This window comes from Staphylococcus sp. 2S1 (assembly GCF_046721335.1).
In the GTDB taxonomy this organism is placed as follows: Bacteria; Bacillota; Bacilli; order Staphylococcales; family Staphylococcaceae; genus Staphylococcus; species Staphylococcus equorum_A.
In genome coordinates this window covers 1,524,515-1,547,782 of the sequence record NZ_JBEUUJ010000003.1, presented here as the reverse complement: position 1 = coordinate 1,547,782, position 23,268 = coordinate 1,524,515, and the positions used below count along the sequence as shown (strand labels likewise).

Annotated in this window: 31 protein-coding genes, 6 pseudogenes and 1 riboswitch; of the genes and pseudogenes, 15 read left to right on the top strand and 22 right to left on the bottom strand. The window is 30.6% G+C overall.

Annotation, left to right across the window (positions count from 1 at the left end; genetic code table 11):
* Positions 1–694: 694 nt before the first annotated feature.
* The 7 genes and pseudogenes from ABLV90_RS08305 to ABLV90_RS08275 form a co-directional block, all read right to left on the bottom strand.
* Positions 695–1,512 (bottom strand): annotated as a pseudogene (locus tag ABLV90_RS08305) (MetQ/NlpA family ABC transporter substrate-binding protein).
* 24 nt (positions 1,513–1,536) lie between these two features.
* The gene (locus ABLV90_RS08300; RefSeq protein WP_002508186.1) at positions 1,537–2,232 is read right to left on the bottom strand and encodes a methionine ABC transporter permease; all 696 of its coding nucleotides are present in this window, start codon (positions 2,230–2,232) and stop codon (positions 1,537–1,539) included.
* On the bottom strand, positions 2,225–3,250 hold the full coding sequence (locus tag ABLV90_RS08295; RefSeq protein WP_460872480.1) for a methionine ABC transporter ATP-binding protein: 1,026 nt from the start codon (positions 3,248–3,250) through the stop codon (positions 2,225–2,227). Before ABLV90_RS08295 ends, ABLV90_RS08300 begins: the two co-directional genes overlap by 8 nt.
* An 85-nt stretch (positions 3,251–3,335) precedes the next feature.
* Positions 3,336–3,443, bottom strand: a riboswitch (SAM riboswitch).
* Between the two features lie 55 nt (positions 3,444–3,498).
* Positions 3,499–3,799: pseudogene (locus tag ABLV90_RS08290) on the bottom strand (thioredoxin family protein).
* Entirely contained in the window at positions 3,796–4,188 is a 393-nt protein-coding gene (locus ABLV90_RS08285; protein ID WP_056935399.1) for a toprim domain-containing protein, read from the bottom strand. The pseudogene ABLV90_RS08290 and the gene ABLV90_RS08285 overlap by 4 nt, the downstream one beginning before the upstream one ends.
* A gap of 304 nt (positions 4,189–4,492) precedes the next feature.
* Complete coding sequence (gene gcvH, locus ABLV90_RS08280) at positions 4,493–4,873, bottom strand: glycine cleavage system protein GcvH (RefSeq protein WP_069833005.1); 381 nt, start codon at positions 4,871–4,873, stop codon at positions 4,493–4,495.
* A 169-nt stretch (positions 4,874–5,042) separates the two neighbouring features.
* Positions 5,043–5,396 (bottom strand): arsenate reductase family protein, encoded by a 354-nt coding sequence (locus ABLV90_RS08275; protein ID WP_069817961.1) that lies wholly within the window; start codon positions 5,394–5,396, stop codon positions 5,043–5,045.
* A gap of 143 nt (positions 5,397–5,539) precedes the next feature.
* Between ABLV90_RS08275 and ABLV90_RS08270 the strand changes: the two genes are divergently transcribed.
* Positions 5,540–5,860, top strand: coding sequence for a thioredoxin family protein (locus ABLV90_RS08270; RefSeq protein WP_460872479.1), 321 nt, complete (start codon positions 5,540–5,542; stop codon positions 5,858–5,860).
* 146 nt (positions 5,861–6,006) lie between these two features.
* Here ABLV90_RS08270 and ABLV90_RS08265 read toward each other — a convergent pair whose 3' ends face one another.
* Together ABLV90_RS08265 and aroD are read right to left on the bottom strand one after the other, a co-directional pair.
* Entirely contained in the window at positions 6,007–6,546 is a 540-nt protein-coding gene (locus tag ABLV90_RS08265) for a nitroreductase family protein (protein WP_427705160.1), read from the bottom strand.
* 66 nt (positions 6,547–6,612) lie between these two features.
* Positions 6,613–7,333, bottom strand: a pseudogene (aroD, locus tag ABLV90_RS08260) (type I 3-dehydroquinate dehydratase).
* A 178-nt stretch (positions 7,334–7,511) separates the two neighbouring features.
* On the opposite strand from aroD, the pseudogene ABLV90_RS08255 reads away from it, so the two are divergent.
* The 6 genes and pseudogenes from ABLV90_RS08255 to ABLV90_RS08230 all read left to right on the top strand — a co-directional run bounded on the left by ABLV90_RS08255 (position 7,512) and on the right by ABLV90_RS08230 (position 12,350).
* A pseudogene (locus tag ABLV90_RS08255) lies at positions 7,512–7,938 on the top strand (organic hydroperoxide resistance protein).
* A 490-nt stretch (positions 7,939–8,428) separates the two neighbouring features.
* On the top strand, positions 8,429–8,965 hold the full coding sequence (locus tag ABLV90_RS08250) for a GNAT family N-acetyltransferase (RefSeq protein WP_460872478.1): 537 nt from the start codon (positions 8,429–8,431) through the stop codon (positions 8,963–8,965).
* Positions 8,966–9,186: 221 nt separating this feature from the next.
* Positions 9,187–9,453, top strand: coding sequence for a hypothetical protein (locus tag ABLV90_RS08245; RefSeq protein WP_069817957.1), 267 nt, complete (start codon positions 9,187–9,189; stop codon positions 9,451–9,453).
* A 186-nt stretch (positions 9,454–9,639) separates the two neighbouring features.
* Positions 9,640–10,937 (top strand): annotated as a pseudogene (locus ABLV90_RS08240) (CitMHS family transporter).
* A gap of 445 nt (positions 10,938–11,382) precedes the next feature.
* A pseudogene (locus ABLV90_RS08235) lies at positions 11,383–11,553 on the top strand (IS5/IS1182 family transposase); the annotation flags it as partial.
* 560 nt (positions 11,554–12,113) lie between these two features.
* Entirely contained in the window at positions 12,114–12,350 is a 237-nt protein-coding gene (locus ABLV90_RS08230; RefSeq protein ID WP_002508200.1) for a hypothetical protein, read from the top strand.
* Between the two features lie 14 nt (positions 12,351–12,364).
* Here the strand turns inward: ABLV90_RS08230 and ABLV90_RS08225 are convergent, their stop codons facing one another.
* From ABLV90_RS08225 to ABLV90_RS08210, 4 genes are all read right to left on the bottom strand, one after another.
* The gene (locus tag ABLV90_RS08225) at positions 12,365–12,580 is read right to left on the bottom strand and encodes a sterile alpha motif-like domain-containing protein (protein ID WP_069817955.1); all 216 of its coding nucleotides are present in this window, start codon (positions 12,578–12,580) and stop codon (positions 12,365–12,367) included.
* A gap of 427 nt (positions 12,581–13,007) precedes the next feature.
* Positions 13,008–13,214 carry a TM2 domain-containing protein gene (locus tag ABLV90_RS08220; protein WP_460872477.1) on the bottom strand — a complete coding sequence of 69 codons (207 nt, stop codon included), beginning with the start codon at positions 13,212–13,214 and terminating at the stop codon, positions 13,008–13,010.
* Positions 13,215–13,282: 68 nt separating this feature from the next.
* Positions 13,283–13,549 carry a hypothetical protein gene (locus ABLV90_RS08215; RefSeq protein WP_460872476.1) on the bottom strand — a complete coding sequence of 89 codons (267 nt, stop codon included), beginning with the start codon at positions 13,547–13,549 and terminating at the stop codon, positions 13,283–13,285.
* Between the two features lie 85 nt (positions 13,550–13,634).
* The gene (locus ABLV90_RS08210) at positions 13,635–13,787 is read right to left on the bottom strand and encodes a hypothetical protein (protein WP_460872475.1); all 153 of its coding nucleotides are present in this window, start codon (positions 13,785–13,787) and stop codon (positions 13,635–13,637) included.
* A 285-nt stretch (positions 13,788–14,072) separates the two neighbouring features.
* On the opposite strand from ABLV90_RS08210, the gene tsaT reads away from it, so the two are divergent.
* The 6 genes from tsaT (at position 14,073) to vraX (ABLV90_RS08180) (ending at position 17,545) form a co-directional block, all read left to right on the top strand.
* Positions 14,073–14,255: a type II toxin-antitoxin system toxin TsaT gene (gene tsaT / locus ABLV90_RS08205; RefSeq protein WP_460872474.1), complete on the top strand. Its 183-nt coding sequence runs from the start codon at positions 14,073–14,075 to the stop codon at positions 14,253–14,255.
* Positions 14,256–14,788: 533 nt separating this feature from the next.
* Positions 14,789–15,037, top strand: coding sequence for a hypothetical protein (locus ABLV90_RS08200; RefSeq protein ID WP_057512786.1), 249 nt, complete (start codon positions 14,789–14,791; stop codon positions 15,035–15,037).
* A gap of 144 nt (positions 15,038–15,181) precedes the next feature.
* On the top strand, positions 15,182–15,316 hold the full coding sequence (locus ABLV90_RS08195) for a hypothetical protein (protein WP_256092404.1): 135 nt from the start codon (positions 15,182–15,184) through the stop codon (positions 15,314–15,316).
* Between the two features lie 580 nt (positions 15,317–15,896).
* Positions 15,897–16,859: an arsenic resistance protein gene (locus ABLV90_RS08190; RefSeq protein ID WP_460872473.1), complete on the top strand. Its 963-nt coding sequence runs from the start codon at positions 15,897–15,899 to the stop codon at positions 16,857–16,859.
* Between the two features lie 161 nt (positions 16,860–17,020).
* Positions 17,021–17,155 (top strand): hypothetical protein, encoded by a 135-nt coding sequence (locus tag ABLV90_RS08185; protein WP_256092403.1) that lies wholly within the window; start codon positions 17,021–17,023, stop codon positions 17,153–17,155.
* Positions 17,156–17,368: 213 nt separating this feature from the next.
* Entirely contained in the window at positions 17,369–17,545 is a 177-nt protein-coding gene (vraX, locus tag ABLV90_RS08180; RefSeq protein ID WP_176721528.1) for a C1q-binding complement inhibitor VraX, read from the top strand.
* 94 nt (positions 17,546–17,639) lie between these two features.
* On the opposite strand, the gene ABLV90_RS08175 is transcribed toward vraX (ABLV90_RS08180), so the two are convergent.
* A complete protein-coding gene (locus tag ABLV90_RS08175; RefSeq protein WP_021339902.1) occupies positions 17,640–17,870 on the bottom strand; it encodes a hypothetical protein in 231 nt (76 codons plus the stop codon).
* Between the two features lie 18 nt (positions 17,871–17,888).
* Positions 17,889–18,050 (bottom strand): hypothetical protein, encoded by a 162-nt coding sequence (locus ABLV90_RS08170; RefSeq protein ID WP_460872472.1) that lies wholly within the window; start codon positions 18,048–18,050, stop codon positions 17,889–17,891.
* Between the two features lie 486 nt (positions 18,051–18,536).
* On the opposite strand from ABLV90_RS08170, the gene vraX (ABLV90_RS08165) reads away from it, so the two are divergent.
* Positions 18,537–18,704, top strand: coding sequence for a C1q-binding complement inhibitor VraX (gene vraX, locus ABLV90_RS08165; protein ID WP_002508212.1), 168 nt, complete (start codon positions 18,537–18,539; stop codon positions 18,702–18,704).
* Positions 18,705–18,985: 281 nt separating this feature from the next.
* On the opposite strand, the gene ABLV90_RS08160 is transcribed toward vraX (ABLV90_RS08165), so the two are convergent.
* Both ABLV90_RS08160 and ABLV90_RS08155 read right to left on the bottom strand, forming a co-directional pair.
* Positions 18,986–19,423: a GNAT family N-acetyltransferase gene (locus ABLV90_RS08160; protein WP_285322806.1), complete on the bottom strand. Its 438-nt coding sequence runs from the start codon at positions 19,421–19,423 to the stop codon at positions 18,986–18,988.
* Between the two features lie 89 nt (positions 19,424–19,512).
* Positions 19,513–19,899: a VOC family protein gene (locus tag ABLV90_RS08155; RefSeq protein ID WP_427705167.1), complete on the bottom strand. Its 387-nt coding sequence runs from the start codon at positions 19,897–19,899 to the stop codon at positions 19,513–19,515.
* A 194-nt stretch (positions 19,900–20,093) separates the two neighbouring features.
* Here ABLV90_RS08155 and ABLV90_RS08150 point away from each other — a divergent pair, with 194 nt between their 5' ends.
* Positions 20,094–20,294, top strand: coding sequence for a helix-turn-helix domain-containing protein (locus ABLV90_RS08150; RefSeq protein WP_069833371.1), 201 nt, complete (start codon positions 20,094–20,096; stop codon positions 20,292–20,294).
* 97 nt (positions 20,295–20,391) lie between these two features.
* Here the strand turns inward: ABLV90_RS08150 and ABLV90_RS08145 are convergent, their stop codons facing one another.
* The 5 genes from ABLV90_RS08145 to ABLV90_RS08125 all read right to left on the bottom strand — a co-directional run bounded on the left by ABLV90_RS08145 (position 20,392) and on the right by ABLV90_RS08125 (position 23,148).
* Entirely contained in the window at positions 20,392–20,574 is a 183-nt protein-coding gene (locus tag ABLV90_RS08145) for a hypothetical protein (protein ID WP_427705169.1), read from the bottom strand.
* Between the two features lie 129 nt (positions 20,575–20,703).
* Positions 20,704–21,513, bottom strand: a complete 810-nt coding sequence (locus tag ABLV90_RS08140) for an alpha/beta hydrolase (RefSeq protein WP_427705172.1) — start codon at positions 21,511–21,513, stop codon at positions 20,704–20,706.
* Between the two features lie 267 nt (positions 21,514–21,780).
* Positions 21,781–22,275, bottom strand: a complete 495-nt coding sequence (locus ABLV90_RS08135; RefSeq protein WP_460872471.1) for a TspO/MBR family protein — start codon at positions 22,273–22,275, stop codon at positions 21,781–21,783.
* A gap of 11 nt (positions 22,276–22,286) precedes the next feature.
* Positions 22,287–22,664, bottom strand: a complete 378-nt coding sequence (locus ABLV90_RS08130) for a DUF1722 domain-containing protein (protein ID WP_427705177.1) — start codon at positions 22,662–22,664, stop codon at positions 22,287–22,289.
* Positions 22,648–23,148: a pyrimidine dimer DNA glycosylase/endonuclease V gene (locus ABLV90_RS08125; protein WP_427705180.1), complete on the bottom strand. Its 501-nt coding sequence runs from the start codon at positions 23,146–23,148 to the stop codon at positions 22,648–22,650. Before ABLV90_RS08125 ends, ABLV90_RS08130 begins: the two co-directional genes overlap by 17 nt.
* Between the last annotated feature and the right edge of the window lie 120 nt (positions 23,149–23,268).

Genomic DNA, 23,268 nt, shown 5'->3' with positions numbered 1-23,268 from the left:
AGAAAAAAGGAGATTTATTATGGGTTTACTAGTTGCTATTGTATTAGGGATTATTTTCATACCTGTATACGCTTATTTTTGGGCTTTTATATTTCGTTGGGAAAATAATAGAAGAGTTAAGCGGAACAACTTTACCCCCATGACTGATAAACAGTATTATTTACTTTTAATCTTACATGGAATATTTGCTACATTTCTAGTTATCTTTGCAATATACATAAGTTACTTTAAATGATGTGTGCCCTATTTCATAATAATAATGTCCCCTACACTCATATTCTCATCTTTAATTTTTACTATCGAATTAATTAAAAAACAAGAAAGAGTCAAAGTGGAATGACAATTATTACCGAAATAGCAATTTTGTGTTAACGAATCACAAAGGCAATCCTATACAACTTAGACGCTTTTACATACTTTTAAGAACGACTGTTAAATATGTAAGGATTATAAAAGAAGTATCTTCACAAATATTAAGTCATAGCCATATCTTTAAAAAGTGTTATAGAACAATTATCTAAGAAAATGATGAACAAACTTGAACAAGTAAAACTTGGTTAATGCGTCCAAATTTGGGCGTATTTTTCATGCTTTATATTCGATAATTTGTACACACTACCCTTTTCAATTCTTACAACCATAAAAAAGAATCCTCAAACCGTTGTCGTTAAAGGATTCTTCATGAAATTTGATGTTATTTTGTTGGTACGACCGCACCATCGTATTCTTTGTTGATATAGTCTTTAATTTCTTTAGATTGGAGTACATCAACTAACGCTTTGATTTTCTCGTCATCTTTATGACCTTCTCTTACGCCAATTAAATTCGCATAAGGATTGTCTTTTGCTTTCTCTAGAACAATCGAATCATCTTTAGGGCTTAAATCTTGATCAATTGCAAAGTTTGAATTAATAATTACAGCATCGAGCATCTTCGTTTTGATAAATTTTAGGTAGATACTCTGCAGATTGTTTATTATTAAATTTGATATCTTTTTTATTTTCTACAATATCATCAAACGTAGCGTCTTCTGTTTTAACGCCATCTTTTAATTTAATAAGTCCTTCATCTACGAAGAATTTTAAGAAACGTCCTTCTTCAGCTGGATTATTCGAAACGTATACTGTTGCGCCTTTTGGTAAATCTTTTAAACTTTTATGTTTTTTAGAGTATACTGCCATAGGCTCCAAGTGAACGTTTCCTGCTGATTCCACTTTATAGCCTTTGTCTTCCTTCTCTGTTTTTAAATATGGTGTATGTTGGAAGAAGTTCGCATCAATTTCACCTTTATCTAATAATTTATTCGGTGTTGTATAATCATTAATCGTTTTGATTTTTAATTTATAACCTTTATCTTCTAACAATGGTTCGGCTTTTTCTAATATTTCTGCGTGCGGTGCTTGGCGAAGCTCCGACTGTAATTGTCTTATCTTTTTCATCTCCGCCACCGCCACATGCTGCTAATAAAAGTGCTAAAGCTGCTACAGAAACTAAACTTAATATTTTTTTCATATAATAAAGTCCCCTTTTAAAAATTTATCGTTTATCTATTTTATTTGTAGACCAGTCACCAATAAATTGAATGATAAATACAATAATTAGTATTAAAACTGTTGATACAAATATGACGTCATTTTGATTTCGTGTGAAGCCAGTTAAATACGCTAAGTTACCTAAACCACCTGCACCAATTACACCCGCAACTGCTGTTGATCCAACCAAAGCAATTGCAGTAACTGTAATACCAGATATTAAAGCTGGCATTGCTTCTGGTAAAAGGACTTTTTTTACTACTGTCCATGTATTTGCACCCATTGACCAAGCCGCTTCGATTACGCCTTTGTCGATTTCTTTAAATGCAATCTCTACTAATCTTGCATAGAACGGTGCGGCACTAATGATCAATGCTGGTAAAGCCCCAGTTGGTCCACTGATTGTTCCTAATATTAAACTTGTGAATGGAATCAACAAGAGTATGAGAATAATGAATGGTATCGCTCTGAATAAGTTTACGATAAATGAAACTACACTATAAAAGACTCTTGCAACTGGTGATTTACTTTTAGCTGATAAGAAGAGTAAAACACCTAAAATCAGTCCTAAAACAAAAGCAAATGCTGTTGCTATTACAGTCATATAAATTGTTTCATATGTTGCTAACCAAACTTCGTCCCAACTGATATTTGGCATAGTAACCATCTCACGGAGTATGTCACCAAACGAATTACCCATGCTTTAACACCTCCACTGAAACGTGTTGCGCTTCTAAATCGTTTTTGAACTTTTCGAATTTTTCTGAATTTACTGTTGGTAAATGTACTACTAAAAAGCCGATTGAACCATCTTTCGTATGTTTAATATTAGCTTCCAATATATTTACATCAATATTATGCGTCTTAGTTATGTATGATACTAACGGCTCCGTAGTATTGCTTCCTGTAAAATTCAAGCGAACTACATAATCATTTTCCTTTAATGATATTAAATCTGTGATAGATTCATCAAAATCATCGTCTAAATCATCTTTCACAAAGCGTTTTGTTACTGCATGTTGTGGGTTTTCAAAGACAGTTGTAACCTCGCCTTGTTCAATTACACGGCCACTTTCCATAACAGCGACTTCATCGCGGATACGTCGAATGACATGCATTTCGTGTGTAATGATTACGATTGTTAAATTTCGTTCTTCTTTAATCTTTAATAATAATTCTAGAATTTCATCGGTCGTTTGAGGATCTAACGCACTTGTTGCTTCATCACAAAGCAATACAGTAGGTTCATTAGCTAATGCACGCGCAATACCGACACGTTGCTTTTGACCACCTGACAATTCCGATGGATATGCATTTTCTCTTCCTTTTAGTCCTACCAATTCCACTAATTCTAAAGCACGTTGCTTCGCTTCACGACGCGAAACACCGGCAATTTCTAGCGGGAATGTAATATTATTTAATACATTTCGTGACCACAGTAAATTAAAATGTTGAAAAATCATGCTCACTTTTTGACGTTTTTTTCTTAAATCTGATTTAGATAAATCACCAATCTTATCTCCATCAATAATTACGTCACCTGAAGTAGGTTGCTCGAGATTGTTCAAGAGTCTTACTAAAGTACTTTTCCCCGCTCCTGAAAAACCAACCACTCCAAAGATTGAGCCTGATTGAATGCTTAAATCAACATGATCTACAGCTAGTACGTCGTGTTTTTTTGTTTTGTACCTTTTGACTATTTGATTTAATTCAATCATCACACTTGCCTCCTTGTATTACACTATCAATTAAAAAATGCTTCCCCTTTTATTCAGTGAAGAAAAGAGAAAGCATTAATCGCTTCTCTCATCTCCCAAAGTTAATTATAACTTCATGTGAATTGGCACCATTTCTGATTCAGACGGTTGCCGGGCTTCAAAGGGCACATCCCTCCACCACTCTTGATAAGAGTATCATTTATTTAATTATTTTTAATCCTATCATCGCACTCATGTTTCGTCAATAACTATTTTAAATTTTCTAACAAATAAGGAACAGATTGAAATGCGTAAATTCTTTTCTGTTCTTTACCTTTAGACATCGAGCATGAGCACAGGTACAGATTGTATTTCTTGCGCTTGGCTAAAATCAGGATGAAAATTCAAATCTATTTTCGTAATTGGTAGCTTCAAAATTTCATTTGCTATATCTAACATGCGTTCTGAAACTTTACAAGTTCCACACGTTGGTGTATAACCAAATATTAAATATTTTTCTTTTTCTTCATGTTCGTGCACATCCGCACGGTGTTCACTTGTTACATTCATGTTAATAAACTTACCCTTTCAGCTATATAATCTAATTTTGCTTTAGCTACTTTTTCTGCATCTTTTACAGAAAAACCATGTTTTCGCAGTACTCTGGATAAATATGGTTTAGGGCATCTAGCAACCTCACAATATTGTCTATCTATGCGTATATGTTTACTTTCACTGAGATATCGTTTGAACCATTTCCGTATCTTTTCACCTTCTTTATCTGAATCCACAAGAATATACACTTGTTTATCATATAAAGTTTCAACCATTTCATCGATTTTATCAATGCCCATAGTACCGTTCGTACATATGATATCAATTGGCTGATCAATAACTTGCTTTACCCGTTTCTTGTCTGACTTGCCTTCGACAATGATCACTTGGTTTAGTATCGTCATGACATCCACCCTCTAAATGTTGATAGTTGTTCAATCTACTTAGTTCTTCACAATACTTAGCGACTATAAACATAATTTACATATTCCTAATCTTATCTTATTATTGAAAATGATTTTTGTCATTTAAAGACATCTAATCAGATGATCTTTTTCTTATATAATATCTGTTCTTTAGTTCTACTAAGCTAGGCTCTACTATAGCTCACTTTATACATGTTTATTTTTGACAAAAAGCATATAAAATAAATATTCTTATTAAAAAAACCCCAAGATAATCAATATCATGGAGTTCGCACTTTATTTTTTATTCACCAATCATTTCTGAGTATTGCTCAGCAGATAATAATTCATCTAATTGACTTTGATCGCTTAATTCAACTTTTACCATCCATGCTTTATCGTATGGTGATTCATTTACGAATTCTGGGCTGTCTTCTAATTCTTCGTTAGACTCGACAACTTTCCCAGTAACAGGTGCGTAAAGTTCTGAAACTGTTTTTACCGATTCAACACTACCAAAAGTTTCACCTTCGTTAATGTCATCGTCGACTTCTGGTAATTCAACGAATACGATATCTCCTAATTCACCTTGAGCATATTCAGTTATACCAATTGTTACTGTATTGCCTTCAATTTTAACCCATTCATGTTCTTTAGAATATTTAAATTCACTCGGTACTGCCACAAGAATCCCCTCCTAAATGATTTTACATATTAATGATGCCATATGAAAAGCTTTCAAGCAACTATTTCTCGATAACATAATTCAATCAAATCTTTTTCATAGCAATAGATGAAGCGTTTACATAATCACTATTATAACCACTTATTTAATTATGAAATTAAAATTTATTTTATAACCAAGTTTCCTTATATTGGTCTTCTTTAAATCCAACTGTAACTTTATTTCCTGAAATAGCTAGTGGTCTTTTAACTAACATACCATTTGAAGCCAATAAATCTAACTTTTCATCATACGTTAAATCTTTCAACTTATCTTTCAATCCAAGCTCACGATATTTTGCGCCATGTGTGTTAAAGAGTTTGTTAACATCAATTTCTGTCGCTTCAATAATATCTTTAAACTCGTTTTTAGTAGGTGTATGTTGAACGATATCAATAGGTTCAAAACTAACACCATACTCCTGTAAGAACTTAGCGGCCTTCTTACAAGTTGTACAATTAGGATACTGGTAAAATTTTATCATTATGCTGTACCTCCTATGTCTAGTTAACACTAATATATCAAATTTTTACGTAAAACGCTCTTAATTTCAGGCTGATTTTTTTAATAATGGTTAATTGTCAGTTATAATAGGGCTAATAATATCTAAAACAAAGGAGTTATACTATGCAATCAATAAATACTACAGACAATTTTAAAGAAACAATACAAAGTGATAATCCTGTGATCGTTAAATTTGAAGCAGGTCGGTGTCCAGACTGTAAAGCTATGGATATGTGGATCGACCCAATTACTGAAAAATATAATGATTACCAATGGTTCACAGTAAACCGTGATGAATTAGAAGACGTAGCGTCTGACAATGATGTAATGGGTATTCCAAGCTTGTTAGTTTTCAAAAATGGAGAAAAATTAGCTCATTTACATTCAGCAAATGCAAAATCTCCAGAACAAGTTGAATCATTTTTAGCAGAAACATTCAAATAAATCATACAGTGTTGCAGATGATAATCTGAGACATACATTTCAAAGATAAATAAAGGCCGCATTGAATTCTAATTTCAATGCGGCCTTTATTTATCTCAACAGTCGTTTAAATGACTACTTACTTTACTGCAATTTTTATATGATAGTTAAAATTTATCAATTATATTATTAACGTGACGTTCTCTATGCGGTACTTCATCTTCTAAATCAGTTAGATACAAAAAGCCAACTAAGCTCTCATCATCTTTCACTCCAAATAACGCACGCATTTCAGGTTGAAATATATATGCTGGCGTTTTCCAACAGGTACCAATACCAACTTCATGTAAAAGAAGCATTAAATTTTGAGTAAAAGCTCCAAATGCCATATAATTTTCTAAATTTTGTTTTTGTCTTGGATCTTCTTTTAAGACTAGCGCTAGCATGCCACCAAGATTTGTAGCTACATTATAATGATCTTCTTGTTTTTTCTTCAGATTAGGAAAAGCAATTTCTGTAAGTTGTTTACTCATATCTCCTAATCTATCTTTAGCAATATGAACAACTCTCCATGGCTCTCTCAAACCGTGATTAGGTGCATCAGTAGCTTGTCGAATAGCTTGATATAAAGCTGTATCATTTATCTTCATATCTCTTTTGAACACTTTAATACTACGACGTTGTGCTATTGCATCTTGCAGTTCCATATAATATCGCCCTTTCACTATTGATAATTATTTTCAATTATAAGATAGGTCACGATTATTTTCAAATTACTCATATAACTTTAATTGTTGTTTTAGCGCTTCAACATGAATTTGACCTGGCGCTTTAGGACTATCAAGACAGCCATACGTTACAGTGCCTCCAAATAACCCCTGTGCAGTTCTAGATATTAGACCTAATTTTGACATTGCAATGCCAATCACTTGTTGAGGAACTGAATCAGACGTTTCTGACATCGCACTTAATAAATTCAGCACATCTTGTTTACCAAGAGGCATTACTGCAACTTTTAAGTAATCTGGTCCAAGTTGGTGCATTTTAAAGTAAAGATGCTTTAAAGCTTCCAGTGCTCGGTGTTTTTTTAAAGTCATGATAAGACAATACTACTTGGATTTGTTTGCTTTTAGATTGTGCAATTAAATCTATCAAAGGTTGTGCTGATTTCCCAGGTTCAAATTCAATATCAACTAAATCAACATGTGTTAAATTTATTATTTCAGCTAAGGCGTTCAAATATGCTTCATATGGTAACGTGCCCTCTCCACCTTGTGAAGAAGTACGATAAGTGACGAGTATCTTTTTCCCTAAATTTAAATTATAGATATTGTCTACTACTTTAGACACTTGGTTCACATCAAAATCCGCCCACTGATCTATTCTAAATTCAATGATTTCTATTGAATCTTGAAATTTGATTAAGTCTTCTATAGTAGATTGTGAAAGTTCTTTTTCTGGCGCTATCGTAACAGCTATATCAACTTCAGTCATTTTTAATACTTCCTTTATTTATTGTGATTAAAATAATTGTATAACAATTTTCAAAAATAAAACAATCAATATACATTAACTTATAAAATGACAGTATTAATCAAAGAGTGAATTTTATATGATTTAAAAATTATTCTACGGGTATACAGTAATAGTAAGTCATTAAGGAGGTAATAAAATGGCAGTAAATTATGAAACTAAAGCAACAAATACAGGTGGCCGTAACGGACACGTTCAAACAGATGATAAAGCAATTGATGTAGCGGTTATTCCACCAAGCACAAGCTGACGCTGAAAAAGGTACAAATCCTGAGCAATTATTCGCAGCAGGTTATGCTTCATGCTTTAACGGTGCATTCGATTTAATCTTAAAACAAAACAAAGTGAGAGATGCTGAACCAGAAGTAACTCTAACTGTGCGTTTAGAAGATGATCCAGATGCTGAAAGTCCTAAGCTAAGCGTTTCAATTGATGCTAAAGTTAAAAGCGTATTATCTCAAGAAGACGCTGAAAAATATTTACAAGACGCGCACGAATTTTGTCCATATTCAAAAGCTACACGTGGCAACATTGACGTTGATTTAAACGTAGAAGTTGTTGACTAGTATTTAATATATAAAATTTAACCCCTAGACTCTATCTCGAGTCTGGGGGTTATTTTGTGCTTTGATGTTTCTGCCCTCTTATTTCTTGATGTCTTTAGTATTCTCTGTCTGGGTATTTAATTGTCATCATCACTAAATTGAGTGAAAAAATAAACAACTAAAATTGCAAAAGAAACCAGGATAAGTGCTGTCAAAGAAACAATAATTATAATTAATGCCTCCAAAAGTCTTGCCTCCACTTTAGTATATACCACTATATTATATCATAATAGGTCAAATCAATTTCAATTCATTAAAATTCAAATTTAATTTACAGAGAAAATTTATAGTGATGAATTTATTAATCATAGGAATTTTAAGTTAATTATATTTTTGACATAAGTAAATGGAAAAGTTGCCCAATCATTTCTTTTACTATAGTATTATAAACAAAATGTCAGAATATTAATTATTTTATTATATACACTTTGTACAGTTTAGGAGGCATTCAATGACAGATATACGTTACTTAACAAGTGAAGATTCATCTATTTATCGTGCTTTTTTATTAAAGGGCATCCACAAAGAACTTGAAGTATTTGCATGGAAATTGCAAAATGAAAAATGCTTAATTGAATTAAATATAGAAAAATTACTTTCTTCACAAACATCTGATTATGCAGTGCTTGGTGCCTTTGAACAAGATGAATTAGTTGGTGCGACTACTTTAATTCACAGACAAAAATATAGCTTATCTCATAAAGCAATAATGGAAAACATGTGTGTCCAAGGTCATGACGATGATTCAAGAGATCACATTTCTAAATTATTAATGCGTCATATTTTCCAAATATGCCATGACAAAGAAATAGAAATCTTATTAACTTCACTCATTTCAAATAACATTAGTGGAAAAGTATTTTTCAGCAACCTCAATTTTGATACACTCTTTTTAGAAGAACATGCTAGAAAATATGAGAACTATTACGTCGATGAACATTGGTTAATATATTACTTTAAAGACAATGATTTAGAATTATTCAATTAAATTGTTGATACCTGTATATGAAATAATGTTATATTTATTTCATATTCACAATAGCTCGCTCTATGTAACAAAACCATCGAATTAAGGCAATTTTTCAAAAGTTTTCCTATAATGGCTTGCAATCAAAATCATTTAGAAATATTATTTTAATAAGTTATACTTACAATCAACATATGCACATTAATAGACTATCTTTCCAATTATAGAAAGGACTGAGCAAATTGAAATATGCTACTACATTACTATCTTTGTTCTTATCATTAATTACTTTAGCTACACCTTTACTAGCTGTTAACAAAGTGATCGAAGGTGATATGGCAATATTAGCAGGCGCTTTATTTATCTTAGGTGTTTTCTTATTTAACTTATACGCTTGTATACGTGGCGATCGTGTAGCTAATATCTTTGCTATGTTCGTATCCATCTTCGCATTCATTCTAATGAGTTATCCAATGTGGAAAACATATGTAATGGGCTTTATAGGTTAGCTTCCTTCTTATACATAACTTCATCTTTTTTCTATCAAGTGCATCTATTGATTAATTTAAATTGATCAATAGATGCACTTTTATTTTAAAATTAACTTTTCTAAAAAAGTTTATATAAGTTTCTATTTTTCATTTTACAAATCAAATGAAAGCGCTATAATTGGACAGATAGGGGGATTCAAAGATATGAATTTAGCTTTATTAGGTTTCATTATGATTATCGTTTTCTTGATATTAATCATGTCACGTAAAATGTCAGCATTAACAGCATTAATTGTTGTACCAACTGTTTTTGCTTTGATTGGCGGTTTCTACTCTGGTCTTGGCGAATATATGCTCAAAGGCATTGAAACAGTTGCACCAACAGGTATTATGCTCACGTTTGCCATTTTATATTTTGGAGTTATGATCGATGCTCGGGTTATTCGAACCTGTCATTAATCGAATTATTAAAGTAGTTAAAGGGGATCCAGTTAAAATTGCAATGGGTACTGTTGTCTTAGCTTCAATGGTCGCGTTAGATGGCGATGGCACTACTACATTTATTATAACTGTAACTGCAATGATGCCATTATATAAAAAAATTGGCATGAGCTTATATACACTTTCAACCTTAGCACTACTATCAATTGGCGTTATGAACATGTTACCTTGGGGTGGCCCGACAGCACGAGCAATTTCATCTTTACAGGTTACCACTGAGGAAGTTTTCATACCTATTATTCCCGCAATGATTGCAGGTATCGTTTTTGCTTTTGCCGTAGCATACATATTAGGTAAACGTGCAAAAAAATACATTACTTCTAATACAAATATTGATTTAGATGATGTAAGACCTACAGATACGAAAGAAGAGTCATTATTAAAAAGACCTAAAATGCTTATACCAAACGCAATTTTAACAATTTCATTAATTGTTTGCCTTGTTATTGGACTGATGCCGATTCCGGTTATGTTCATGCTTTGGTTCGGTGTTGCAATCGTACTCAATTATCCAAACCTAAGTATTCAAAATTCAGTAATTAAAAAACATGCTCGGTGATGTACTATCAGTAATCAGCCTTGTTTTTGCATCTGGTATCTTTACAGGTGTTATGGATGGGACACACATGGTTGATGAAATGGCAAATACATTAGTGCAAATTATTCCTGATGCTTTAGGAAATCACTTTGCTTTAATTACTGCCCTACTTAGCGGGCCATTCACTTACTTTATGGCTAATGATCCATTCTATTATGGCGTATTACCAATCCTTGCTGAATCAGCACAACAATTTGGTATATCTAAAGTAGATATGGCCAGAGCTTCAGTATTAGGACAACCGCTTCACGTATTAAGTCCATTGTATGTTGCCGGTTACTTACTGGTTGGTATGCTAGATATTGAATATGGACAAAACCAACGTATTGTTATCAAATGGGCAATAGGATCTAGTTTGTTTATGATTCTAGTCGCTTGTATTCTAGGTATTATACCTTGGTAGAATTATTTTTGGACGCGTATAACAACGTTTGAAATTAAAAGAGCTTGGGACATAAATATCCCATTCTCAAATTAAAAGCAACAATCTATTAGTTTCTAGTGGATTGCTGCTTTTCTATGTTAAAATCTTCCGATTTTGAAAGCGCATGCTTGCCTGGGGTATGGGAGTGGGACAGAAATCTAATTTTTCTAATAAGATTTCGTCGTCCCACCCCGGCAAAGATGACTAGAAGTGAAACAAGCTTAAGATTATGCGCGTTTTCACTTCAGTCATCTACTGCCAATATAGCAATAGAGTTGAGATATTATTTGTTTTACAGACTCATACTATTCCCCTAGGCGTCAGCTCTTTACAAAATCGGTACAATTATATAAATTTATACAAAATAATAAGACGCTTTCGTATAATAAAGTTAACCTAACATAACTTTAAAACGAAGTGTCTTATGTATAAAAATTACAATATGACTCAGCTAACACTACCAATGGAAACTGAAACTTTAATCCCTAACAATGATATCGCACATGCAGTTAATCAAATTATTAAAACAATTCCAGAAACAGAATTCTACGAATTCAATCACTTAAATGGTACATCCTCTTATCACCCTAAAATGTAGATAAACCAATTGCTATCAAAGCATTTGGTTTATTTTTATATTTTTTCGTTGATATAATCTTTGTAATTAATTCATTTACCTTCATTAGTATCTATATTGGCCTTTATATAAGTTCAATCAATGAATAATCTATCGTTTTGTTTTTGTTTAAAAATGGCAGTGATTTGGGCTGACTCCTGCGGGAAAGCACTAGTCGAAGACTACAGGCTGAGGCTGTGCCCGCGGAAAGCATGCACAAAAAGCTGCCCATAAAATCGTAAATTTTTTCAACGCTATGACTGAAAACACTCTTTTGAGTGCTTCCAGTTTTTTTATTTAGTAATATTTATATTTTTTGATTAACACACACTAAAAAGCGGGTATATAAAAAGAAAACGCATAACCCATTGCGTTACACGTCATCAAGCATTATTTATTTGAATTACTTGTTTATTAACTTTAAAATTATATGGCTACAAAATATGATTAAATTTCATTTATTTCACAATTATCGTTTCACCCATCTCATACATGGGTAAAACTTAATGTCGGATTTACAATATTAAGGAGTGTTATTTATGAATCAGCTCAAAGAGTGTAATTATATTAATCCTTCGAAAGTTTCACTTGATTGGGAATGCTTTGTCGTCAGTAAGACTGATATGGAATTAGATGGATTACCTAGAGAGCTTATTAATTCATGGATGGCTCAAAGTATACTTGAACCATTCTCTATTAGAAATAATGAAATTAATTTTAAAACAAAAGATATTAAAGATGCCTTAAACAAACAAAACTGGTATTACGAAACATAGATTGCTAAATATATTTAGGCTATGCTTATATTATTAAGATATAAACTCAGCGCCCGTTTAGCAGAAGCTAACATTTCATGATCTATATAATTACTATAAAAATACGAGTTTAATTCATTATAGCCAGTTGCATCTTTAGGGAAGTTATTATCCCTTTTAATTTTGTGAGCGAGTTGTCCAAGTGGTGTATCGTCTTCTATAAAACTAATTACAAAATCATAAAATGTCATAAGCATTACCTCGATTTTATATATTTTTAATCGTTACATGATTTACCATATCTTACTTTTGTCTAATCATATCAAATATAAGATATTTGTCTACCACGATTCTTTTTATTATTTAAAAAATTAAAAAGAATTGTTGTTATAGCTATATTTAATTCGAAAATGTAAACTTTATAAAGTTTTTTTAATTTAAAGTAAACATTATAAACTGCCTACAAAACTGTGTATTTTGTAGGCGTTTTTTTAATTTAAACGATAAATAGCGACTTTTTATGATATGCCGTAACTTACAGTTAACACTGTTTTACGTCCAGTAAACTCATATATTTTCGAACGAAAAAATGGCTGTTAGATTTCCGTAGAATTCTAACAGCCATTTAAAAAGTCTAGGACATAAATACACGTCTCAGATTTATTATATTTATAATACCTATACTAAAACATTACCGTTCTGATCAGTTGGTTTCAATAACGTAAGGATAGCACCAATAATTGCTAATATTTGAGGAATACCTGTCCAACAAAATATTAAGTATAAAATCCCTACGCCTGTTTTTCTAGCGTAGAATTTATGAATACCAAAGCTACCTAGAAACACTGCTAATACAATGTAAATCACTTTATTTACTTCATTCATAGTTAAATCTCCTCGCTTATTTAATTTAATTTCATTATACATCAAACTACTTAATTAATTAAATAATATTAATTATGGTTATATAATAGTTCAAAATACGACCGCTCAATTGTCAAAATTTCACTATATTCATTTGGCATAATTTCATTACTTAACTCTATTAATTCAGTCAAAATATAGTCCATCAATTTAGCTTTTATTTTAGAATCATCAAAGTGTGCTTTCACTTGCTCAATCATTGTATTTTCTTCCATAAGTAATAATGCACGACCATATACTTTATCAACTTTGCCCCGTTGAAAAGTCGGCATTAAATAATCAATAACTTTATCCACATTGTCAAATTCATCAAAGGCTACTTGTATATGCGAACTAAGTTTACTCGCTATTTCTTTGATACGTTCATCTTCTTGTTTGTTATCAGTGCATTAGCTTATTTCGTATATAGTCTTTTTGTTTTATAATTTTGGCTTCAGTTTCATCATATTGTCGTTTATTATCAGAGAAATTCTTGGTCTTTAAACTATTAACTGCTTCTTTAGTTTCTTGTAAGTTCACATTCATGTTTTCCAATGTCTAACCACCCCTTTCAGAAAATCATTATTTAAATTGTATAGTATTATCTTTCCTAATTTTAACTTTTGAAACTTTTAATTAATCAAACGTTGTTCATCCATTTAATTGTGACTCAATATATTGTATATCAATATTTACACTATTGCTGTTAAGTATTTAGTGATAAACTGATAATGTTATAATAAAAAATTATATTTACTACATTTAAAATTACAAAAAGCAATTATATTATGTCTTAAATCATTGGCAATTTAACTTTTATATTAAAGGAGGTCTAGTGCTTTGAGTCTACATTTCATGATTATATTCTGGTTATCATTAGTTTTTCTAGTTTGTGGTATCGTGTTACTCATCACTTACAAAAACAAAAAGTCTCAGCAAGCTAAAGAATCATTACTTGGAGCAACATTTATGTTGATCCTTTTAGGTGTCGCTCGTATTTTATGCTCAATTATATTCAGTTAATCAAATTAAGTCCTAATCACAACGCGAATAATCCTTTAAAGATTATTTTATGTCGTGGTCAGGACTTTTTTAATTTCTCATAAAATTGTAAACCTAAATTACATGTACAATTACAAAACTAAATTTTTGAAATAAATCGGATGTAATCGTAATTAATCAGTAAGAAAATGATAAATTGTTAACATAGCAATTCCTAAAATAAAAAAGTATATAAAGCGTTTATACGCTCTCCTTTTCTCATGACGAACCTCTTCACTTGAATGGTTAACATTTTCGTGCAACCTCGTATTTATAAATAAAAATGGCATTGTTCCTAAAAATGCGAATACAAGACTTAATATTATTCCTATCAAAATATTCATAACATCACCTCTATTAAACAATTTCTTCAATATTCTTATTCCCTGTAATTAACATTTTAACTAAATGAGTCACATTTACTTTCAGTTGTGTTTAATACCATTTTCAGCAATATAGTTTATAATGTAAATTAAATAATAACTTTTGAAAAATAAAAATTAGGAGGGTTGATTTTGAAGTTAACATACTTACCTCAATGGGAGGTTATTAATCAAAGTCAGAAACAATTTGTAATACAGGAAGATGCCAATTCTATTTCACTAGTTAGTCCAATCAATGACTATGCAATGGGTATCTTAAGCCAAGTCCATTTTTCTATACAAAATGGTGAAGTGATTAGCACTACTGTAGAAAATAATAGTAAAAATCTAAAAATAGAAATTAATGAAACACAATCACAACTTAAAATCATCGACATTTAATTTTTAGGCCAAGCCCTTTCTACAATGTGTGTGAAATTTTATTTACAATATTGTAGAAAGGGTATTATATAAATAAGACAATTACGCATTAAAAATGTGTTGTGATATTTAAGTCGTTTTAATAAAGACGGGTGAGTGATAATTATGAAATTATTCAAAAATTTACTTTTACTAGTTACTGGGGCACTTATAGTACGAGCGTTATTATTAAGTGTAGACAACTCAACTGACGAAAAGGTCGAAAATAAAGTTAGCATACAAGATAAACAAAAATCTTAATATGTAAATTAACTGTACTCATAATCGCTATTGATTTAGCTTAGCGATTATGAGCTTTTTTATGTTAAAATTTAAACTTTTTACTTTAAAAACATAATAGTATTTTGGGAATAGGACAGAAATCTTTTTTTAGCAAGATTTCGTCGTATGAACCTGGCCCGGCAAAGCTGACTTTAAAATGAAATACAAGAGCTGAAGCGCTTTTTCAATTCAGTCAGCCACTACCAATTTAATAATTGAGGATGAGACATGTATTTTGTCTCATCCTCTGTTTGGAGATTAAAAATTAAAAAAACAACAAAACCCATAAGGCTTTGCTGACCATTTAAAAAACCCCTAATTAAAGGGGCTTTTGACTATAACGGGAGTTATGAATCTTCACATGTCAAAGGACACGTAGAAAACCCATCTCCGTTAAATTCTATCATGCCCTAAGACATGCCTTGGTTATTATATCAAAATAAAAGTTGCCAATACAATCAAAAACTTATTATATCGTCAAATGCGTATATTAAATTTCATAGCGCAAGCACATTAAGTTATAATTAATGTGTATTTATTTTCTAAAAGCGAGGTCATTATGCAACACTTTAAAAGTAAAATTGAACATTATCAAATTTATATATATTTTGTAGCACTTATACTGGGTATGTTAGTTGGTTTAACATCACAAATATTTTCTGTTTTTCTAGAGTCTGTGATCTCAATTTTTATTGGCATTTTAATGTTTAGCATGTTTTCACAAATTCCTTTTTTCAATATTCGCCAAAACCTTTTTAACATGAAATATATAATTGCCTTAATTTTATCTAACTTTATAATCATACCTATCTTTGTTTATGCCTTGATACAACTATTTGATGTTAGTTCTGCTCCAATATTAATTGGACTTTATCTTGTACTGTTAACACCGTGTATTGATTACGTTATCGTCTTCACTGCATTAGGCAAAGGAAATGCGCAGTATATGCTTATTTCTACACCTATATTATTTGTATTACAAATTATTCTACTGCCCCTTTATTTCACTATTTTTTTACATAATGAAATATTATCAATCATTGATATAGGACCATTTATTAATGCTTTTTTCACATTCATCATTATCCCATTAATACTGGCATTATTATTACAACTGCTCAGTAAAAAATCTAGCTCTATAAATCGCGTCTTAAATCTTACTGCATGGTTACCGGAACTCTTCATGTCACTTGTGCTTTTTTCAGTCGTAGGTTCACAAATAAACAAAATCACAAATGATTTAAATATTGTATTAAGTGTTGTACCCATTTATATCTGTTTTATGATTATTGCACCTATAATAGGCTTTTTTTGTGGAAAGTTATTTCGTTTAGATATTCCAAATATAAGAACATTAGCTTTCAGTTCTAGTACAAGAAACGCATTGGTGGTGTTACCCCTCGCTCTTTCCTTACCAGATCATTGGGTAACCATCACTACAACGGTCATTATTACTCAAACATTAACCGAACTCATCGGTGAACTTGTTTACATTAAAGTTCTTCCAAAGATTATAAAATAAACAGCTAAAATTGAAAATTTGTATCTCAAATCCCCTCATTTATATATTGAGCAATTCATTTTTTTGGTATAATTATTAATAATATTCTCAAATTAATCATATATATTCGTTTGTTCGGATTGTTGTATGGTAAACTATCTAACAAAGAGGAGCTTGATGTTATGAAAAAAATTGCATTAGTCTTATTAGGTGTTGTTTCATTTGCACTATTAGTAAAATCTATATTAAGTACATCTACTGATTACGGAACAGATGAATATATTGTTGAAGAAGATAGAACAAACGATCAATTTTAATCATTGTTTAACACTGCAATTCTATCAAATCATTTTAGAAATAGATAAAGCTAGGCTGAGTTCATATACTCATTGCTCAGTCTTTTTAAAATCCAATTATTTCCTATTTAATCGAAAATGCTTTAATATAACCATTAGGTAACATTTTACACTAGAAAGTTTTTGGTTTCCCCTTTCTTGCACTTTCGTATTTCTATTTGATGAGGTGATAAGATGCAAATTTTAAGAAAAGTATATGAAAATAAGGCACCTATTTATCATATAAAGACAAATTTAGGTCTATTAATTAAAGTCAAAACTGATGACACATCGAATAAAACGGAAATAACTCACTTATTAACTGCCGTTGCTAAAGATATGGATGAGAAATTAAAAAATAATATTGAATAATGGGTAAGCTATACACCACTCGTATTTATTCAAATAAAATACAGTCCAATAAATTGAATTTAATTCAACTTATTGGACTGTATCTTTATATATATTAATTCATAACAACTATAATAAAACCTACAAATAATATAAGCATAGATAATCTAGGTTTTTGCTTTCCTACTAATCCACTAAGTAAGACTAATGATAGCCCTACAATCAGTAATTGACCATTAAAAGTTGTAATACCCATGGCATCACCAACCATCATAATCACACCATAAACAATTATCAATGCTATAAATATGCTACAAACCAATGATAGTATATTGAGTAACTTCATCTTTTACATCCTTTTAATTTAAATGATACTATTAATATAACTTATCGCCATTATAAAAGAAATGGGAGTGGGACAGAAATCTAATTTTTCTAATAAAATTTCGTCGTCCCACCCCGGCACAACTACTGTAAAATGGAATACAAGCGCTTCGGCGCTTGCATAAGAACTACTTGTCTTCATAAATGAAGTAGTAGTTCTTTAAAAGCTTGATATAAGCGCATTTTCAATTCAGTCAGCCACTGCCAATATAAAAAACTGAGGCTAAGACATGTGATATGTCCCGACCTCGAAATCTCGAATCGAAAATATATTCCACACTAAAGTTTGGAGGACTTCTTGTGCTTAGTTATATTTACCCGCTTTTATATAATAAAAACCTAAATAACTAAATTTTGTAAATCGTTCTCAAATTATTTATTTAAACTTATAATTGATTTATCAATAAAGAATATAGCGATATATGTAAATATTAATAAATTTAAATAAAATTAATCATACTGTTGGAAATGAATCCAACAAAAAGTTATCCTATAGTTAAAGCATTAATAACTAGCAATTTATTTTATAAAAATAATTGCAAGTTATGATAACAACTCAATTCTTTATTTTTAACCATTATGTGTTACTAATTACATAGAATTGTTTCAGATAAAAAAGGGTGATGAAATGGAAGTACTACGTAAAGTTTATAAAGATGACGAGCCTATTTACCATGTCAAAACAGATAAAGGTTCTGTTATTAGAATTAAAGGTTCTGATGATTTAACGGACTCTGAAACTGAAGAATTATTAATGTTAGTTTCTCAAGATATTGATAAAATGAAAAAACAATAAATCAGGAGCTTAACAATATACATTTAATTTAGTGTGTATCGACTATAGACGTTCTCATAAACATTAAGGGGCTATCACATTTGTTTGAAAAGAACGGTTTTCTAAATGATTTTATTGTAAAGACGATGAGTTCAAATAGAACTAAATTACATCTGGGTAAAATCCTAGTTAAATTAAAAAAGTAGTTTCCATTTTGGAAGCTACTTTTTTTAAAATCTATCTAATCAGGTTTGTCTTAATTTAAAACGGTTCCAATGCACTTCGTTTATTAAACCTACTTATTATCTTGCTATCATTTCGAATGTAATATGAGGAATATTGTCTTCTAAATAAATATCAGAAACACCTTTAAAACCAAATGATTCATAAAATGATTTTAAATAGGCTTGTCCGGAAATGCTGATTAATGATCCATTATATTTTTCATTTATAATATCTATTGTTTTCTGCACAATATTACGTCCGTAGCCTCGCATTCTATAGTTTTGTGCCACTAGCACCCTTCCGAAGCTAATATGCGACTGGCGATCTACAATACGTGTGTATGCGGCAATGTGGTTTTCGTCCTTCAACATGATATGTAACGCTTCTTCATCGTCTTTATCTATTTCTTGGTATGCACATTTTTGCTCTACTACGAATACTTTTATTCTTTCTTCTAAAATATGTAATAGTTCAATATTTGATAGATCTTTTGTCCGTTTAACTACTAATTCCATAAAACACCTCCTATAATTCTTAGAAAATAAACTAAATTCATATTAACGATAATAGTTCAGTAGTTGGTTACAGTCTGTTCCTACGTATATTATTGTTCTATAAGCTGAATTAAATTACCACAAGTATCATTTATAATCGCAAGTTTAGTGCCATCAACTTCCTTAGGCTCAGTATGAAATTCGACACCTAAATTAACTAAACGCTCATGTGATGCTTCCATATTTTCAACCCCAAACATAGTTACGGGTATACTAGCACTATATAAACCTTCTTGATAATTTTTAGCAATCTCACTCACATTAGGTTCTAACACTATTTCAACTGGATTATTAGAGTTATTTTCTTTTACGGTCAACCATTTAAATTCTCCACCCATTTCAATATCGTGTTTCAGTTCAAACCCTAATTTTTCTGTGTAAAATTGTTTTGCTTTATCTTGATTATCAACAAAAATACTCATAGCAATAATTTTCATATGAATCCACCTTATCTCTCTTTTTCGAATTTTATATTATTAATACATTTTAATGCTTCTCTTATTTAGCAAGCTAATTTGCATAATACCAGTATATGATAACGCCTTTATAAGTTCACTAATTTGAAAATAAGTAGTGTGTATACTACAATTATATACGGATTTTATTACAACTCGTTTGGGAGTGATTAATTGTGAAAGTACTAAATGAATTACGCGAAAAATATAATTTAAGTATCTCCAAATTAGTTATCAATTTAAATAATAACTATGACAAAGATTTTAGAATTTGCCAGATTTGGGATTGGGAAAATGGATACCGTAGTGTTTCAGAGAACGATGTTGCTATTCTCGCAGATTATTTTAATGTTTCTAAACAAACATTTAATGCATAATAATACTACGATATTAAACTAAGTACGCATTAAGGGACTGAAATTCATATAGTTGACTTAGTTATAATAAAGTGGAAAACGATAATCGTTTTCCACTTTATTTTTTAAATACAATCGTAATAAAATAATCTACGCCTTCTATACTATTCGTAACAGATGGTGTAACGCTCACAAGCTCCCAGTGTTGCTTATCATTAACTTCTTGTAGGAATTCGTTTACACGTTCATCGAAAGCTTCAAAACCCTCTTCATATTGCATGTGTAATGTTTTTATCATCATAAATAAATTTCCTCCATAATCATGACTTCTACCATCTATTGTAAAATGTTCAATAGTTCAAAACAAACATTTCATAATAGTTAATAAAGCATGAAACACTAATATCGATGTATACTTAAAATTCTAAAACTATTTTAGTTCATAATTTAGCCAATCTACAATTTCATTAAATATACTTTTGTTATAAGAAGATTCGTTAAATATTTCGTGTTGTAACCCGTCATAAATATGAATAGATTTATGCTCAGAGCCTATTTCATCATATAATTGAATTGAGTCCTTATAGCTAACTAAACCGTCTTCTTTACCATGTAAGATTAATATATTATCCTTGAACTGCTTTGCGTTATTTTTTAAATACTCAACACCATCAAGTATTGTATAAACGAGCCCCATGGATATTTTTTCAGCAATTAAATCATCTAATTTATACTTTTCAACAACTGTTTGGTCAGAACATAATCCATCACCTAATGCATTTTCTATATATTCATGTGGAGACATACTTCTATCTGGCTCACCAAATAATTTAATATTATAACGTGTTAACGCTCCCGAAGTGATTATCCCATCTACTGCATTTGGATATTGTGTGCCAAATAATGTCACTGTATATCCTCCCATACTATGGCCAACCAAATATAATTTGCCCTCAAAATTTGATTTCACGTAATTAATAACTGTTGATAGATCCTCCACTATTTCATTCATATTATTATAATACGTTTGAGGACCTTCCGAGCGTCCATGCCCACGTTGATCATATCGGATGACATTGAATCTATTTGAATTTAAATGCATTGTTAATTCATCATAGCGATCTAAATGTTCTCCTAAGCCATGTACTACAATAATATTTGCTTGTGCGTTTTCAACATCATTAATCTTAGTATAAATTCGGGTATTGTCTTGAGAATTTAAATATTTTATATAATTCATAAAATCCACCTTTTCATTTAAATTATTTCGCCTCAACAATTTTATTCTAACGGCTCTCTAAATCAAAATGACTATTTGGTTATTCACTTCCGTATGAGCATTAATATATTATATCTATACCCCTAATTTTCTAATATATTTTATATTAATAAAGATAAATATATTTAAATTTCAACCATGGTATCTCATCTTTCATGATATATAAAAGTATATGAATAAAAAATGCCAACAAAGTCAGAAACTTTGTTGACACTTTGAATTAAAATCTTATTTACAGAGACCATTTGAATACTCTGGGTTATCTTTATTTAGCAACCAATTGCCAGTATTTAAATAGGCGGCATAACTAGACCAAATAACATAAGGGAAAAGCAAGATACCTGAAATAGGTTTGTTTTTAAAAAATACAACAACGTTAGTCGTTACTGCTATTAATAAAATAAAACTCTCAATCAAGGCGATGCCCCTTACTTTCTTTTTAAAATACAGTAATGACCACAGAAAATTCAAACTAAGCTGAGTATAATGCGTAACAGTTGTCGCTTTGGTATTTGTTCCGTTACCTTTAACCAAATTATAAGCTACGCCCATACATAAATATAATATTGGCCAAACAATAGGAAACGCATATCGTGGTGGAGAATACGGTGGTTTTTCAAATTTACCATAATCTTTTGGCGCTTCTTTTGCAGTAATTTTACCTATAATATTGCCGCCCACAAAAGGTAATAATGTTCTCGTTAATATTTTTATCATTTCCATTATTATTTCTCCTATTTCAAATTTTTTATAATTGAAGATTGCTTTATATAATCAACGTTGTAAAAATCAGCCATACTTTTGAGAAATTCTAAAAGATAAGTTTCATCTATATTATGTTGTTGAAATTGATATTTCAAAGCTTTCTGGAATTCATTTTCTGATGAACTACGTATTTTTTTAAAATACCCCCACATATGATCATAAGCATTGATGATAGAACCTTCAGTTGGCTTTAGTGTTAAAGCATATGAAATCAAAGATGCTATATCTCCATATGTCGGATTTTCTTTCATTATTTCTCTAATATTATTGTAACTATTTTGATCGTGCCACAACACTTCATATTTATATCGACGCCATAACTGTTCAATTTTATAACGTTGTGCCATGTTTATCTGTCCCTTTTTTAATACCACATCTTGCCGGTATTTTATCTTCTTTCCATTTATTGAATAATAATATTTGATATAACTCAAATGCATCTTCTCCGTATACTTTACGATCACCAAAAACATAAAATGGAGGTAGCATTTCATGTGAAAAATATTTTTGATATTCTTCTTTATAAACAATTTCACTCAAACGCTCTATATCATTATTAAAATCAACAGAACGTTTTCCTCCACGGCGAATATGCTCTTCGTTCATACTTTCTAAAAGCTTAAAAGTATCTATAATGTATGGTTCTCCATTGTTATAAACATGAGCAACGATGGGATGATTAATATAATTGCTGTTTACATCAACAAGGTTTAACTTTGCTAAACATACTCTAATAATTTGATATAATTCTAATACTTGCTTTGATAGCCTTCTATTATCTAAAAAACGTGCACTTTTCTTATGGTCTGAGCTTATTCTGAAAATTTGCATATGCATCTTCCCTTACTTTTACAGATTATGAACTCTCTAACAAAGTCATTTTTTAAATCCCTACATACAGTATTCACTTTTAAATATTTATATGCAAACGAGAGCTATTTTCCCCAATTT

Excerpts from the sequence above, each read along its gene's own strand:
- ABLV90_RS08220 (WP_460872477.1), bottom strand. The coding sequence starts at position 13,214 with ATGAATGAAGTAAATAAAGTGATTTACATTGTATTAGCAGTGTTTCTA.
- ABLV90_RS08250 (WP_460872478.1), top strand. The coding sequence starts at position 8,429 with ATGACAGATATACGTTACTTAACAAGTGAAGATTCATCTATTTATCGT.
- vraX (WP_002508212.1), top strand. The coding sequence starts at position 18,537 with ATGGAAGTACTACGTAAAGTTTATAAAGATGACGAGCCTATTTACCAT.
- ABLV90_RS08195 (WP_256092404.1), top strand. The coding sequence starts at position 15,182 with ATGAAATTATTCAAAAATTTACTTTTACTAGTTACTGGGGCACTTATA.
- ABLV90_RS08160 (WP_285322806.1), bottom strand. The coding sequence starts at position 19,423 with ATGGAATTAGTAGTTAAACGGACAAAAGATCTATCAAATATTGAACTA.
- ABLV90_RS08275 (WP_069817961.1), bottom strand. The coding sequence starts at position 5,396 with ATGATAAAATTTTACCAGTATCCTAATTGTACAACTTGTAAGAAGGCC.
- ABLV90_RS08225 (WP_069817955.1), bottom strand. The coding sequence starts at position 12,580 with ATGACATTTTATGATTTTGTAATTAGTTTTATAGAAGACGATACACCA.
- ABLV90_RS08155 (WP_427705167.1), bottom strand. The coding sequence starts at position 19,899 with ATGAAAATTATTGCTATGAGTATTTTTGTTGATAATCAAGATAAAGCA.
- ABLV90_RS08230 (WP_002508200.1), top strand. The coding sequence starts at position 12,114 with ATGAATCAGCTCAAAGAGTGTAATTATATTAATCCTTCGAAAGTTTCA.
- ABLV90_RS08130 (WP_427705177.1), bottom strand. The coding sequence starts at position 22,664 with ATGGCACAACGTTATAAAATTGAACAGTTATGGCGTCGATATAAATAT.
- ABLV90_RS08265 (WP_427705160.1), bottom strand. The coding sequence starts at position 6,546 with ATGGAACTGCAAGATGCAATAGCACAACGTCGTAGTATTAAAGTGTTC.
- ABLV90_RS08140 (WP_427705172.1), bottom strand. The coding sequence starts at position 21,513 with ATGAATTATATAAAATATTTAAATTCTCAAGACAATACCCGAATTTAT.
- ABLV90_RS08185 (WP_256092403.1), top strand. The coding sequence starts at position 17,021 with ATGAAAAAAATTGCATTAGTCTTATTAGGTGTTGTTTCATTTGCACTA.
- ABLV90_RS08190 (WP_460872473.1), top strand. The coding sequence starts at position 15,897 with ATGCAACACTTTAAAAGTAAAATTGAACATTATCAAATTTATATATAT.
- ABLV90_RS08285 (WP_056935399.1), bottom strand. The coding sequence starts at position 4,188 with ATGACGATACTAAACCAAGTGATCATTGTCGAAGGCAAGTCAGACAAG.
- ABLV90_RS08145 (WP_427705169.1), bottom strand. The coding sequence starts at position 20,574 with ATGATGATAAAAACATTACACATGCAATATGAAGAGGGTTTTGAAGCT.
- ABLV90_RS08300 (WP_002508186.1), bottom strand. The coding sequence starts at position 2,232 with ATGGGTAATTCGTTTGGTGACATACTCCGTGAGATGGTTACTATGCCA.
- vraX (WP_176721528.1), top strand. The coding sequence starts at position 17,369 with ATGCAAATTTTAAGAAAAGTATATGAAAATAAGGCACCTATTTATCAT.
- ABLV90_RS08175 (WP_021339902.1), bottom strand. The coding sequence starts at position 17,870 with ATGAAGTTACTCAATATACTATCATTGGTTTGTAGCATATTTATAGCA.
- ABLV90_RS08170 (WP_460872472.1), bottom strand. The coding sequence starts at position 18,050 with ATGAAGACAAGTAGTTCTTATGCAAGCGCCGAAGCGCTTGTATTCCAT.
- ABLV90_RS08270 (WP_460872479.1), top strand. The coding sequence starts at position 5,540 with ATGCAATCAATAAATACTACAGACAATTTTAAAGAAACAATACAAAGT.
- ABLV90_RS08295 (WP_460872480.1), bottom strand. The coding sequence starts at position 3,250 with ATGATTGAATTAAATCAAATAGTCAAAAGGTACAAAACAAAAAAACAC.
- ABLV90_RS08135 (WP_460872471.1), bottom strand. The coding sequence starts at position 22,275 with ATGGAAATGATAAAAATATTAACGAGAACATTATTACCTTTTGTGGGC.
- ABLV90_RS08125 (WP_427705180.1), bottom strand. The coding sequence starts at position 23,148 with ATGCAAATTTTCAGAATAAGCTCAGACCATAAGAAAAGTGCACGTTTT.